15 protein-coding genes and 3 pseudogenes are annotated in these 12,840 nt (G+C 64.4%); 13 read left to right on the top strand and 5 right to left on the bottom strand.

Annotated elements, in window-relative coordinates; translation table 11 throughout:
• The first annotated feature begins 9 nt into the window (after nt 1-9).
• From R0232_RS42785 to R0232_RS42745, 9 genes and pseudogenes are all read left to right on the top strand, one after another.
• On the top strand, nt 10-246 hold the full coding sequence (locus R0232_RS42785; RefSeq protein WP_395345067.1) for a helix-turn-helix domain-containing protein: 237 nt from the start codon (nt 10-12) through the stop codon (nt 244-246).
• An 81-nt stretch (nt 247-327) separates the two neighbouring features.
• Nucleotides 328-744: pseudogene (locus tag R0232_RS42780) on the top strand (transposase); the annotation flags it as partial.
• Nucleotides 745-853: 109 nt separating this feature from the next.
• Nucleotides 854-1,135 carry a hypothetical protein gene (locus R0232_RS42775; protein WP_395345065.1) on the top strand — a complete coding sequence of 94 codons (282 nt, stop codon included), beginning with the start codon at nt 854-856 and terminating at the stop codon, nt 1,133-1,135.
• Between the two features lie 22 nt (nt 1,136-1,157).
• Nucleotides 1,158-1,367 (top strand): hypothetical protein, encoded by a 210-nt coding sequence (locus R0232_RS42770; RefSeq protein WP_395345063.1) that lies wholly within the window; start codon nt 1,158-1,160, stop codon nt 1,365-1,367.
• Nucleotides 1,368-1,393: 26 nt separating this feature from the next.
• Nucleotides 1,394-1,630: a hypothetical protein gene (locus tag R0232_RS42765; RefSeq protein ID WP_395345061.1), complete on the top strand. Its 237-nt coding sequence runs from the start codon at nt 1,394-1,396 to the stop codon at nt 1,628-1,630.
• Nucleotides 1,627-1,926 (top strand): hypothetical protein, encoded by a 300-nt coding sequence (locus R0232_RS42760; RefSeq protein ID WP_395345059.1) that lies wholly within the window; start codon nt 1,627-1,629, stop codon nt 1,924-1,926. Before R0232_RS42765 ends, R0232_RS42760 begins: the two co-directional genes overlap by 4 nt.
• A gap of 219 nt (nt 1,927-2,145) precedes the next feature.
• Nucleotides 2,146-2,385 carry a hypothetical protein gene (locus R0232_RS42755; RefSeq protein WP_431513408.1) on the top strand — a complete coding sequence of 80 codons (240 nt, stop codon included), beginning with the start codon at nt 2,146-2,148 and terminating at the stop codon, nt 2,383-2,385.
• Between the two features lie 19 nt (nt 2,386-2,404).
• Entirely contained in the window at nt 2,405-2,608 is a 204-nt protein-coding gene (locus R0232_RS42750; RefSeq protein WP_395345055.1) for a BrnA antitoxin family protein, read from the top strand.
• A gap of 33 nt (nt 2,609-2,641) precedes the next feature.
• Nucleotides 2,642-3,001, top strand: coding sequence for an Arc family DNA-binding protein (locus R0232_RS42745; protein WP_395345053.1), 360 nt, complete (start codon nt 2,642-2,644; stop codon nt 2,999-3,001).
• Nucleotides 3,002-4,758: 1,757 nt separating this feature from the next.
• Here the strand turns inward: R0232_RS42745 and R0232_RS42740 are convergent.
• Complete coding sequence (locus tag R0232_RS42740) at nt 4,759-5,091, bottom strand: hypothetical protein (RefSeq protein WP_395345049.1); 333 nt, start codon at nt 5,089-5,091, stop codon at nt 4,759-4,761.
• Nucleotides 5,092-5,618: 527 nt separating this feature from the next.
• Here R0232_RS42740 and R0232_RS42735 point away from each other — a divergent pair.
• The 4 genes and pseudogenes from R0232_RS42735 (at nt 5,619) to R0232_RS42720 (ending at nt 8,170) form a co-directional block, all read left to right on the top strand.
• Entirely contained in the window at nt 5,619-5,750 is a 132-nt protein-coding gene (locus R0232_RS42735; protein WP_431513407.1) for a hypothetical protein, read from the top strand.
• Nucleotides 5,751-5,826: 76 nt separating this feature from the next.
• A pseudogene (locus R0232_RS42730) lies at nt 5,827-6,057 on the top strand (IS30 family transposase); the annotation flags it as partial.
• A 92-nt stretch (nt 6,058-6,149) separates the two neighbouring features.
• A pseudogene (locus R0232_RS42725) lies at nt 6,150-7,072 on the top strand (IS481 family transposase).
• 747 nt (nt 7,073-7,819) lie between these two features.
• Nucleotides 7,820-8,170, top strand: coding sequence for a hypothetical protein (locus tag R0232_RS42720; protein ID WP_203208102.1), 351 nt, complete (start codon nt 7,820-7,822; stop codon nt 8,168-8,170).
• A gap of 45 nt (nt 8,171-8,215) precedes the next feature.
• Here R0232_RS42720 and R0232_RS42715 read toward each other — a convergent pair whose 3' ends face one another.
• Genes R0232_RS42715 through R0232_RS42700 form a run of 4 tightly spaced genes read right to left on the bottom strand, consistent with a single transcriptional unit; the run spans nt 8,216 to nt 12,835 of the window.
• The gene (locus tag R0232_RS42715; RefSeq protein WP_186475809.1) at nt 8,216-9,142 is read right to left on the bottom strand and encodes an ABC transporter permease; all 927 of its coding nucleotides are present in this window, start codon (nt 9,140-9,142) and stop codon (nt 8,216-8,218) included.
• Nucleotides 9,139-10,221, bottom strand: coding sequence for an ABC transporter permease (locus R0232_RS42710; RefSeq protein ID WP_203208104.1), 1,083 nt, complete (start codon nt 10,219-10,221; stop codon nt 9,139-9,141). Before R0232_RS42710 ends, R0232_RS42715 begins: the two co-directional genes overlap by 4 nt.
• Complete coding sequence (locus R0232_RS42705; protein WP_431513406.1) at nt 10,218-11,852, bottom strand: ABC transporter ATP-binding protein; 1,635 nt, start codon at nt 11,850-11,852, stop codon at nt 10,218-10,220. The genes R0232_RS42710 and R0232_RS42705 overlap by 4 nt, the downstream gene beginning before the upstream one ends.
• Nucleotides 11,852-12,835 (bottom strand): BMP family protein, encoded by a 984-nt coding sequence (locus tag R0232_RS42700; protein ID WP_431513405.1) that lies wholly within the window; start codon nt 12,833-12,835, stop codon nt 11,852-11,854. Before R0232_RS42700 ends, R0232_RS42705 begins: the two co-directional genes overlap by 1 nt.
• Between the last annotated feature and the right edge of the window lie 5 nt (nt 12,836-12,840).

The following is a 12,840-nucleotide window of genomic DNA, read 5'->3' as shown; positions in this document are numbered from 1 at the left end:
GATTGATGAATGTCGGTTTCTCTCTACGATGCCAAATATGAAAAGCTTCGAGTTCTCATGCGCGCCTTGCGCGTAGATGCTGGCCTTACGCAAGAGCAATTGGCAGCTTCTTTGCGCACTGGACAGTCATATATTTCGAAGATTGAGCGTGGCGAAAATTTTGTGGATGTATTGTTGTTTTCGCGCTGGTGCTCCGTCTGCGGAGTTAAGCCCGGGGATACTTTGGACAGATTTCTCGCCAGCTGAGCTGCAGATTCACCTAGGGAAGGTCTGAACAAGAGCACGTTTCTTGCATGAGGGACTGAACCCTGCAAAGGAGCACGAGCGATGAGCCAGATCAGTTTTGCGGATGCGGAGCATGCGGGCAAGAGGAAGAAGACAAGGCGCGAAGTCTTCCTTGCCGAAATGGAACTGGTGGTGCCATGGAAAGCGCTGCTCAAAGTCATCGTGCCCACTTTCCAGTGGCAGGCCGAGGCCGTCGGCCCTACCCGTTGCAAGCCATGCTGCGCGTGCACCTGATGCAGAACTGGTTCGCCCCTGAGCGACCCGGCGATGGAAGAAGCGCTATATGAGATCGCCTCGCTGCGCACGCTCGCCGGACTCGGCCTGGAGGCGATCCCCGATGAGACGACCATCCTGAGCTTCTGCCACCGGCTGGAAGCCAGCGATCTGGCCGAAGACATCTTCAAGCAGGTCAACGCCCACCTGGCCAGAAGCCCTCTACCCGGTCCTCAAGGCACGATCTCCCCAAGAAGTCGCGCGGGAGCACTACGAGCAGCCCGAAGCCTGAGCTGCCTCACACGCCGGCACCGCAGACTTGGCTAGCCTTCGAAGAAGATGTGCCGTTCTAACCATGAAAGACGTCGAATACTTCACCTTCATGCTGCCGCCGGACATCTGGCGGAGAAAGTCGCGGCCGTCGGATCGAAAGATGACCTTGGAAGAAGGCCCGCGGTACTACCCTGGCGCTACGCCCATGCTCGAAACCCGCGAGGTGCGCCGCCTACCCGAGACTGCGGAAGAGATGGAGCGCAACCAGCTAAGGCACAAGGGCAGGACAAAGACACCTGAAGAAGGGAAGTTGCAAGCATGGCTCGTCTCCCGCATCGGCATGAAGAGCGAAAAGCTCGGATAGTGCGACCCTCGAGAATCGAACCATGCAAGCTGAATTCTTTTCCTCCGAGACCACCATCCTCCGCACGCCGATCTGGTACAGCACCGAAGCCCACGACGAAACCGAGCTGCCGCTGGCGCCCGGCGACTACAAGGTGACGCCCGGCCCGCGCTGGACTGTGACTTCGCTCAAGGACGCCGCCATCGTCTACGAAGGCATCGGCCCGGTGGAGATCCGCCGCAGCGCGAGGTGAGCGGCATGGCGTCCCTGTACCTCTCGATGACCGAGAAACTCGTGGCGCACTGGAGGGCTAAGAGCAACACCTACCCGAAGAAATTCATCCTCACGCCGGCACAGCACAAGGAGTACGAGCGGCTGCGCGTCATCGGCAGCTTTCCGCCGACCGACAGCATGGTGCACATGGGTGTGCCAATCGAGCTTGCCGAGGGCACGCCCGGCGTAATGGTGGCAGCCGACGGCGACGAGGTTTCGCTACTCGGCACCTCCGACACATGAAGACTGATGAGCTCGCCGGCGTAGCCCTCAATGCTTGGATCGCCGAAGCCCTGGGCGAGATAGCCGGCACCGACTACGTCAACGAGTGGCCGGCCTTCGAGCGCTTGCTCGAACGCGAGGCCATCCACGTCGCACCCATGCCTGGAAGGAACTGGCAGTGGTGCGCGATCGTGGTCGGAAAGCCTGGTGGGCGGCTGCCCGAGGGCCGAGGCCCCTGGCTTGAGGGCGTGACGCCGCGGGCTGCCGTTGGCCGCGCCGTCGTGGCCGCTCGCTACGGAGCGGAAGTGCCCGATTGACGTGCGCGCCGCGCTTCGTCCGCGCCAACCCTAGAACGAGCCGCCTGCTCCTGGCGCTCTACGATCGGGGGCAGCCCCGCCTCGAGAGTGGGTCAACTGCCGAACATCAGCGCTCGTCGCGCGCGTCCCGGATACCGCCCGCGGACTTGAGCGCCTGGCGATCTCGCCCTTGGCCTCCTTTACTGTTGTCAGCCGCGGCGGCAGTAACATGCCTTGTACATGCCCAAGGCCACGCGCACCGCCAAGCAACTGCAACAGATGCTGATTCAACGAATCGAGGCTCAGCCTGGCCTTCGCGGCCGGCAAACCGACGTCTACCGCGACGGAGTGATCAGCGTCCCGTCGGAGGATGGCGGCCCAAACTGGACGGTTCGAGTTATCACCGACCGCGGCAACCATCGCGGCGATATCGCGCAAATCATCCGCAGGCTGCAGGGGCAGTACGACCTTAAAGACTGACACGCAACAGAAAGACGATATGACGGAAGACGATCAGAGCCCTACCCTGCGCCTCGATCCCGACGTGCTGGCCGCGCTGGAGGCCACCGGTCCGGGCTGGCAGGCGCTCGCGAACACCGCCCTCCGCAAGGCCTTCATCGAGAGGGTTGCTAACGACCCAGGGAGCGGGCTGGACTTGTTCGAGATCCCGGCCTGGGTGCGACCGAAGCCGGCCGACAAGTAGCCCGCGCGGCGCGCTCACAGAAGATTTCGGCCAATGAGCGAAAGACGCCCCGTCCGGACGGGCGACAGGCATGACCTCAAGTTGCCGGACGGCATGCGTGAGCGGTTCAAGCGTTCCGCGACCCTGTCTGGGCGAACCCTCAACGCCGAACTGATACATCGCCTTCAGGCTACGCTTGACGGCACTTACGGTCTTCCCCTCCCCCCCGAGATCCTCGAGATGCTTAAAGCCGCAGCCCGGGAGACCGGCCGCTCCCTTGAAGACGAGGGCTACGTTCGCCTGTTAGACAGCCTAAACGGTTGGTCCGAAGTGCAGACGCTGAGACGCGACCTTGACGAAGCGCATGCGGCCCTAGCGCGCTTGAACGCCCTGAACCGTGAGAACAGGCGATAGAGCTTCTACGCGCAGCCGGGGCTAGACGTAGAGGGGCCTCGCGGACGGACGAGGCCTGTTATGGCAGATAGGTCACAACTTGATAAAATTGATCTTCGTCATGTTTGTCGCGAAACAATTGATGTAACGTTCGCGCTACTGCCGCGGAAATGACCATTCTTCAGACTTAAATTACACCATAGACTATCTCGGTCGTGTCGAGGGGCGTGGGTGGATGCGCTTGTTTCCTGATCGTCGGCTGTACCAATGCGTGAACTGCCAGAAGCTCCAACTTCTGCCTGAGGAGGCAGTCAACAAGGCGAAGGCAGAATATGCCGCACGCAGATCCGTGCTGTGCCGACGCGCGCGCCCACGGCCCACCTAATCCCTGTCTACGGCGCAGCCGGCTCGCTCGCGGCGATGCCCGCCGTGTATGCGGCGTCAGCGAAGCGCCCAACTCGACAAGAGCCGCTTCACTCCCACTGAACAGGTCGACGAGCAAATCGAAGGCGGCTGTGGCTGGGTCCGTCAGACGCCGGCGCTTGATGGAGGCTCGCCGCCGTGCCCCAACCGCCGGGATAGACCTTCACGGTAGAGCAACCCCGCCGAACTCGCGCGCGGATCCTGAGCGGGAGGGGGCCCTGCAGGACAGAGCTCGACATCGCCCAACCCGGTTCGGCAATCCCCTCCTCCTGACGGAAGGTCGAAATCACTCGGCCGAACCATCTCGATCTGTCCCATCTGTGTCTCATCGACACGCCTGAGCCACTCCTCGGGCGTTGGCTGACGCAACCGCTCCTCAGCGGATAAACGCTGGACCCTTGCGATCTTCGCTTGCGGGGTGGGCATGCACATTGTTTTACCGCCCTGAGACGACAGCTTTTGTAGTCAAAATTTGACAAAGCGCGATGTTGGCTCTGCGCATGGCTCAGCGCCGACGTCCTCAATGGGCTCCTGTAAGCCGGTGGATTCCCTCAGGCGCATCGAAGCAGTCCATTCCCGATGGAGGTTCGCGACCTGCTGATCTTCGGAGTGCTGCAGTGCCGGTAGCGGCAGAGTTGATTGGGGCCGACCTGACGCCGCCAGAGGATGGAGGTGTGGAACGGCCCGGTAATGTCCTTCGCATCACGCCGTTGCCGAGTTAGCGCTTCCCCCCGACGTAGCGATGAAGTCACCGCTCGACTAACGTGCGGGCGGCTGGTCGAGCTTGATAAACCCTCGCACTGGGTCGCCGTCGCCCCACAATTCGAACAGCAGTCCGTCCGCTCGTTTGCGCAGTGCCTCGATGTCTCGGACTTGAGGGAGTCCAGTGCGCGTCATCGCGGCGTGAACGGCGGCTTCTGCAACTGCCCACGCTTCGTAGCGTCGCTCAAATTCTTCTGCGTCCACGTGATGCCCTCCGCGCTGGAATGCGCCGACATATCCTGCATGGAGCGAAAGACTTGTGCGAGCGGGCATACCCTCCCGCCCTTTTGGGGGAGCCCCTGGAAACATAACGAAGAGAAACGCGGAGGACGACTAACAGAATCCCGGCGCTGGCACGAGGAAGCCCCTCTCGCGGCCGTGGCCCGGGGAGCGCTGGGACCGCATGGCAGGCCCCAGAAATCTAGGCGGCCGGCGGTGTGGTGGCACGCGCATCGGCCAAACCTCAACATGTGCCAGCCATAGCAAACACGTTGTGGCTGGAACCATTATCTACGCAGCCACCTCGACACCTTGGCCGACACGCAAGCATTTAGGCTGAACCTTCCGCAACGCCGACGGGAGGTGACTGAGAACTATTCCACCAAATTTTGCAAAAAAACTGCGGCGATCATCGCGGCCGCTCGCCTGTCTTTCAGCACATCGGCGACGCACATTTGCGGCTGGTCGTCATATGAGAGGTCGCGGAGTTCGACCAAGTAGTGCAGGACCAATTCTTTGTCTGTCTTGACGCTCTCACCTGGGGCAAGCAGCCAGTTCTCCACCTCGCGGCGATACGCTGGGCGAAATGCCGCTTGGACGGGGCGCTTCACGCGGCCGGTATCTCCGGTTTGAACCGCCAGGTCGAACTGACGGGATATGTTCCCCAAGAGCTGCGGCCGCCCGAAGGGCGACGAAAGATTTTTCACACCGTCTCTCGTTGGTTCTCCGACGAGCCAGATTCACTTAACGCTCGTCTTCCTGCGTCGGTGATTCGGAAGATCACTACGGGTCGCGTACCCATAGCATCTACCGTCGGCAGGTGCGCCTTGATCATGGCTGCTGCCTCCAACACGATCGCATTCCGAACGTCTTTCTCGTCTTGGATGACAAGCGGGAGGGAGGCACGCTCGATACGACGAAGCAAATCTATCGGCATTCTTTGTTACTCCCGAGTTGCACAGCGCGAAGTCTCGAAGTCCAGAATGTGACTTCAAAGTTTCGAAACAGACTGTACGACCAGGATTTAACAGTGTGGAGACGAAAGTCAAAAACCCACCAGCATCAGTGGGGTTAACCACTAGCTTCCGAGCCACACAGCATGACCGTCCTGACACCCTGCGCATGCACTAACGACCACCTTAGTCGCGTCGAGACGCTGCGTTGGACGGTCCAAAATACACTCGGCAGGTAACTCACTGGTGACTTCTTACTTCGTCGAGGTCCAAGGTGAGCCATGTTCCTGTACGTCGGCCACGTCACGCCGCGAAAGATTCAGAGCGCCTTGATGGTGACCAAACCCGACCGACAAGCAGCAAGCGCCGTCTTCAACGCGACCATGCGGGGAAACTTGCCCAAGACGCCTTGACCGTCTGCAGGCGGCGGCGGATTCAACCGGTCAACGCAACACAATAACCACGGCTGAGGCAGAAGGAGTGTTGCAGATGAAGTATTGGACGCGAACCCACTACACGGACGCCCAGAAGGCATTGATGTGGGAGCGCTGGAAGGAAGGCTGGACTCTGCATCAGATCGGCCATCTGTTCGACCGACCTCACACCTCGATCCACACCATCCTGTCGAAGACCGGTGGCATTCGACCACTGGACCGGCGGCGCAGCGCGAAGGCGCTGACCCTGGCGGAGCGAGAAGAGATCTCTCGTGCTCTAGTTGCGAAGGCCCCATAGGTGTTTCGGGTGTTCACCCGGAGAAGTTTTGAGAGACTGGAAATCGCCAAACCCCCAATCCACTCAAGACCCCGACCCGGATGAACACCCATAAGAATGCCCGATTGACGTACCTGCGGCGCCTGGAGATGGTTCAAGACATCACTGAACGTGGCGTCAGCGCATCAGATGCTGCCGCCTCGCACGGCGTCAGCGCCGTCACGGCCCGTAAATGGCTGGCGCGCTACCTGGTCGATGGTGCGGCAGGCCTGCTGGACAAGTCTTCGCGCCCCGAGAATTCGCCCCGCTCCATCGAACCTCATGTCGCTCTGGCCATTGTCGAGTTGCGGCGCAAGTTCTTCTTGCAGGCACGCATCGCTTCCTAAATGGGCGTATCCCGAGCCACCGTCAGTCGCGTGCTGCGTCGTGCCGGACTGTCGAGATTGAGTGACCTGCGCCCGGACGAGCCTGTGCAACGCTACGAGCGAGACAACCCTTGTGAGCTGCTGCACATCGACATCAAGAAGCTGGGGCGCTTCGACAAGGTCGGCCACCGCATCACCGGTAACCGCACTCAGCGTGCGCGCAGCGTTGGCTGGGACTTCGTCTTCGTTGCCGTGGACGACCACAGCCGCTTGGCCTTTACGCAGGTGCATCCCGACGAGACCAAGTTCAGCGCCGAAGCGTTCCTGCGGGCCGCGGTAGGCTACTTCGCAAGCATGGGTGTGCAGATCCAGCGGGTGTTGACGACAACGGCATGTCGTTTCGCTCTGGGCTGTTCGCCGAAGCGTGCCTCGAGTTGGGCATCGGGCAGAAGTTCACCGGGGCGTATCGCCCGCAGACCAACGGCAAGGCCGAGCGCTTCATCCAGTCGGCCCTGCGCGAGTGGGCCTACGGGCACGCCTACGCGAACTCAGACCAGCGCTGTGAGGCTCTGCCTGTGTGGAACCACTTCTATAACTGGCACCGGCCGCACCACGGCATCAACCTCGCCGTGCCCGTCTCACGTCTCTCGATGTCTTGAAAGAACCTCTTGATACTTCACAGGATCAAAATTCCAAGTCAAGCTTTCCAACCCGATGGACAAGCTTAGTCGGCGGCCTTCGCCACGGATGTCGGAAAGGATGCCGACAGGCGCAGCCCGGATCTTGAACAGGAGACCCCTTGTGCTGTACTCGGAGGCACACGTAAACCGAAGCGCGAGCCTTAGATTCCCTCAGGACTCGCGCATACGCCAAAAGCGGTCGTGGTGAACCGCCCCGGCGCCAGCAGCGCCGTGGGAGCGCGCTACGTCGCTCAGGCCAAGACCTGCCCGAACTGGCGAAGCTGTCGCACGAAAGGCCCTACAGCCTGAGCTTCTGCACGACGGGCGTCAGCGGGCTGAACCACCTCCAGCTCGAGATGTTCAAGAGCCTGGTGGTCAAGATGAAGACCGGGACCGCGCTCAACGTGATTCACTTTCCCTACCAACGGCGCGGCACAAGCCCTCACCGCGCTGAAGGCCGGCGAGGTGCAGGGCTGCGCGCTGCCCTACAGCACCTTTGAACTGCATGTTCTTTCATCCGTAAGTCCTTTTCGTTTGCTCACAAGTGAGTGGGAGGTGAACGGCAATGGTTGCCCAGAAATGCGCGAAGGATCGCAAACACCGCAGCAGGGCCTCGCGGCGCAGTGACATTTGGGAACGTTCTTCACCGTCGCGATGTGCGCAGTATCGGATCGCCGTCCGTTGGAAGCGCATCACGGCGATTCCCGCCCTCTGGAGTTGAAACAAATGATTCTCTCGCGAACCGTCTTCAAGCTTGCCGCCGCAGGCCTCGTTGCCGCTGGCGCCCTGACCGTCGCCGCAACGGCCAACGCCGACACCAGCTGGTCCGTCGGCATCAACGTCCCCGGCGTGGTCGTGAACGAGCCGGCCCCCGTCTACACCTATCCGGCGCCGACCTACTACCAGGCTCCGCGCCCGGTCTACTCCGTTCCGCCGCCCGTCTACTACGAGCCGGCCGCGCGCTGGGAGGAACGTCGCGCCGAACGCTGGGAAGAGCGCCGTGCCGAGCGTCGCGAATGGCGCCGCCGCCAGTGGGAGCGCGAGCAGTACCACCGCTACTACGAGAATCGCGACTGAGGTCGGCGGCCTCGCGTGCAGGGCCGCCTCCTCCGCACCTGCGCTTCAGCCCTGCGCGGGCAATGGCTTCGTGAGCGCTGCGGGCGCGACCTGTCGACCGACCAGCCCGCCCACCGCCAGCAGCGCGAGCACGTAGGGCAAGGCGATCAGCAGGGCGCTGGGCACCTCGATGCCCATCGCAGGAAGCTGGAACTGCAGCGCAGTGGCGGCTCCGAAGAGACAGCAGGCCATCACGGTCCGGCCGAGGCGCCAGTTGCCGAAGATCACCGCCGCGATCGCCAGGTAGCCGGCGCCGCCGGTCATGCCTTCCGTGAAGGTGTGGATGTCACCGATCGACAGGAAGCAGCCCGCCAGCGCGGACATGAAGCCGGTGAACAGCACAGCGCCGTACCGGATGCGGCTCACCTTCAACCCCGAATGGCTCGCCGCCTGCGGCGACGTGCCCGCGGCATGGATCGCCAGGCCGAGCGCAGTGGCGCGCATCACCCAGCCCACCAACACGATCAGCACGATGGCGGCATAGAGCAGCCATGCCTGCCGGAAGACCTGCTCGCCCAGGTGCGGAATCTCCGACAGGCCGGGTGGCGCCCACTTGTCCAGGCCCGGGATCTCGGCGCGCGAGCGGCTGCCGAAGATCGCCCGGTAACCCAGGGTGGTCGCGCCGAGCACCAGGATGTTGATGCCGATGCCGGTGACGATCTGGTTGGCGCGCAGCGTGATGCTTAGAAAGGCTTGCAGCCACGCGATGGGCAGCACGCACAGCACGCCGCAGAGCAGGCCGAGCAACGGCGAGCCGGTGGCCCATGATGCGGTGGCGCCTGCAAAGGCGCCGGCCAGCATGAGGCCCTCCACGCTCATGTTGAGCACGCCGGCCCGTTCGCTCACGAGCTCGCCGGTGGCGGCGAGCAGCAACGGTGCAGCGAGCCGGATGCTCGAGCCGACGAAGACGGCGGCCAGTTCGGGATCGATCATTTGCGTCGCGCCTCCATGCGCTGGATGCCGATGGCTGCCCCGGCGAGCGTCACGATGATGAGCCCCTGGATCACCACGACCAGGGCGGTAGGCACTTGCGCCACCATTTCCATGTTGATCCCGCCCGAACGCAGGAAGCCGAAGAGCAGCGAGCCCGCAACCACGCCGGTCGCGCTGCCGCGTGCGAGCAGGCCCACCACCAGGCCGTCGAAGCCGTAGCCCGACGAGAAACCGGCCTTGAGCGTGTACTGCTCGCCCTGCAGCATGAAGGCGCCTGCAAGTCCGCCGAAGGCGCCGGCTGCGCAGAGCGCGCCGATGGCGAGGCGGTCGATGGGCATGCCGGCGCGGCGAGCCGCGCGCGGGTTCAGGCCGGTTGCGCGCAGCTGCAGTCCCGTCACCGTGCGGTTGAGCAGCAGCGCCACCGCCACGGCCAGCACCACCCCGATCAGGAGACCGACGTGCAGCGGCGTACCCGCATCGCCGGTGAGTAGCGGCAGCTGGGTCGCCACCGGAATCTCCAGCGACTCGGGCAGCGTCGCGCTGCTCGTCATCGGCCGGCGCAGCAGGTGCTCGGACTGCACGCTGCCATACACCATCCAAATGGCGATGAAGGAAAGCAGCAATGTCGCGATGACCTCGTTGGTGCCCATTTTGACGCGAAGGACGCCGGCGATGCCGCCCCAGAAAGCGCCCGCCGCGCAGGCGCCCAGCATCGGAACGATGAAGGCCAGCCCCCAAGGCAGTTGCGCCACTGGTGGCCACAGCGCGAGCGCCGTAGCCGTGATGCCGCCGACGGCAATCTGCCCTTCTCCGCCCACGTTCGTGAGGTTCGCGCGCTCGGCCAGGATGAAACCCAGGCCGACCAGCATGAGCACCAGCGCACGGTTGATCGAGGCAGCCAGCGCATAGGACGAGCCCCAGGCGCCGTCCGCGAACGCGGCGACCGCATCGCCCACGGGCACGCCGAGCGCGGCGATCAGCAAGGCACCGACGCCAAAGGCCAGCAGCACCGCGGCTGCCGAGACCTGCAGCGCAGGGGTCGGCCTAAGCCGCGACCAGGCAAGTACAGGACCGCTCATGGGGCGACCTCCTTTGCAACATCTTCCTTGTCACGGTGCCCGGCCATCCAGGCACCGATGCGCGCGCGGTCCGCGCCCGCCGTGGGGCATGTGCCCATCACCCGGCCCCGGTAGAGCACCAGCACGCGGTCGGCGACGCTCAGCAGTTCGTCGAGCTCCGACGAGATGAGCAGCACGCCGACCCCGCGGTCCGCGGCGGCCCGGATGTGGCCGTAGACGGCCTCGACCGCGCCGACATCCAGGCCGCGCGTGGGCTGCGCCGCCAGCAGGAAGCGCAGACCCTCGAGCGTGAGCTCGCGCGCGAGCACCGCCTTCTGCTGGTTGCCGCCCGAAAGGCCTCCGAACGGCACGTCGGGGCTGGCGGCGCGCACGTCATAGCGCTGCATGAGGTCGAGTGCCTCGCGGCGCATGGCCGCGCGGTCGAGGAGGCCGAAGCGCCGGAACCGGTCCAGGCGGTCGAGCATGATGTTCTCTGCGACGTTCATGCCTGTCACGCAGGCCAGCGCATGCCGGTCTTCGGGCACCACGCCGCAGCCCGCGGCGCTGAGCTGGCGCGGCGTGGCGCGCGTCATGTCCTCGCCGCAGACGAAATAGCGCCCCTCGGTGGGACGCAGCATTCCCGAAAGCACCGCGCCCAGCTCGCTCTGGCCATTGCCCTCGACGCCGGCGATGGCCACGATCTCGCCCGGCTCCACCACCAGGGTGAAGTTGTCCAGGCGCACCACGCCATCGACGTCGCGCACGGTGAGGCCGTCGGCCAGCAGCGCTGCCTCGCGCGTCGGGCTGCCCGGTGCCGGCCGGGACGCACGAGACGCCCGTACCGGCGCAGCGGCAGGCGCCTGCAGGTCGCGCTGGATCATCGCGCGCACCAGCGCGTCGATATCCTGTGCGGGCGCGTCCGAGCGCGCCACCACTCGGCCGCCGCGCAGGACGGTCGCACGCCGCGCAACGCGCTGGATCTCGGCCAGCTTGTGGGTGACCAGCACCACGCCGCAGCCCTGCTGCGCCACGCGCGTACACACCGAGAGCAATGCCTCGATCTCCTGCGGCAGCAACACGGCGGTGGGTTCGTCGAGCACCAGCAGGCGCGGCTCGCGCACCAGGCACTTCACGATTTCCACGCGCTGGCGCTCGCCCACCGACAGGTCCTGCACCTTCGCATGCGGATCGAGCGCGAGCCCGTAGCGCTCCCGCATCGCGGCGATACGCGCCGCGCCGGCCTTGCGGTCTAGCACGCCGCGCATCTGGCCGAGCAGCAGGTTGTCGAGCACCGTCATGTCGGGCACGAGGCTGAAATGCTGGTGGACCATCGCGATGCCGTGAGAAAGGGCATCCGCCGGCGAGCGCGGGCGAAACGCCTCGCCGGCCAGCGTCATCTGGCCCGCGTCCGCGACGTGCACGCCGAAGACGAGATTGCACAGCGTGGACTTGCCGGCGCCGTTCTCGCCCAGCAGGCAGTGGACCTCGCCGGGATGGAGCGCCAGCGAGACGTCCTGCAGCGCCTGCAGCGCGCCGAAGCGCTTGGACAGCCCCTCCAGCTTCAGCAGCGGCGCGGCGGCCGGCGTTGCGGCGAACCCCGGGCCGCCGTCGCCGATGCCCTCACCGAGGCCGATGGCGTGGCGCTCGCGCATCAGCCCTCCAGCACCTTGATCTTGCCGGACAGGATGTCCTTCTTGATCTGCTCGAGCTTGGCCTTCTGTTCGTCGGTCGCCCCGCAGATGACCATGTCCGATGCGTTCGGCCCCATGGCCAGTCCGAAGGGCTTGTAGCCGGCCTTCCAGGTACCGCCGACGGCCTCCTTGATGGCGTACTGCACCTGATAGCCGACGCCGGTGATGCTGTAGGCGGGATAGAGCGGATCGGTGCCGCAGCGGTTGGTGTAGCTGCCGATGATCTTCGTGCCCTTCTCCTTGGCCGCCTGCTCCATGCCGCGCAGGCCGAGGTTCAGGATGTGATAGTGCACGTCGGCGCCCTGCGCGATGGCCGCCAGCGTGGCTTCCTTGGCCTTGGCCACGTTGTCGAAGTCGCCGGTGTAGTTCTCGAAGTACTTGATGCCGGGCTTGATGTACTTGGCGCCGTTGCCGAACTCCTTGCCGGCGTTGACGATGGAAGGGATCTCCATGCCGCCCACGTAGCTCACGGCCCCGTTCTTCGAGAGCATCGCGGCGGCGGCGCCCGCGACGAAGGCGATCTCGGCCTGCTTCACGTCGTAGCCGGCCACGTTGGCCGTCTCCTCGGCCTTGTTGCCGCCGACGATCGAGAAGTGCGTCTTGGGGAAGCGCTTGGCCACCTTGAGCACGGCGGCCTGGGTCTGGCCGCCGACGCCGATCACGAGCGCGTTCTTGCTGGCCAGGTTGGTCAGCGCCTGCTCCATGTCGGCGTAGTTGATGTTCTCGATCATCTGCACCTTGATCCTGGCGCCGTACTCCTTCTGTGCGGCCACGAGTCCGTCGTAGCCGGACTCCATCCATCCCTTGTCCGACTTGGACCCGGGAATGAGGATGCCGACCGCGAGCGGATCCGCGGCCGAGGCCGGCAGGCTCAGCACGAGGGCGGTGAAGGCGCTGACGCCTGCGAGGACGGCGGCGCGGCGGGAGGGAGACGGAATCTGCATGGCAT

Origin of the sequence: Variovorax sp. DAIF25, from assembly GCF_050711835.1 — a bacterium.
Taxonomy (GTDB): Bacteria; Pseudomonadota; Gammaproteobacteria; order Burkholderiales; family Burkholderiaceae_C; genus Variovorax.
The sequence above is the reverse complement of the archived record's forward strand: the minus strand, read 5'-3'. Positions and strand labels throughout refer to the sequence as shown.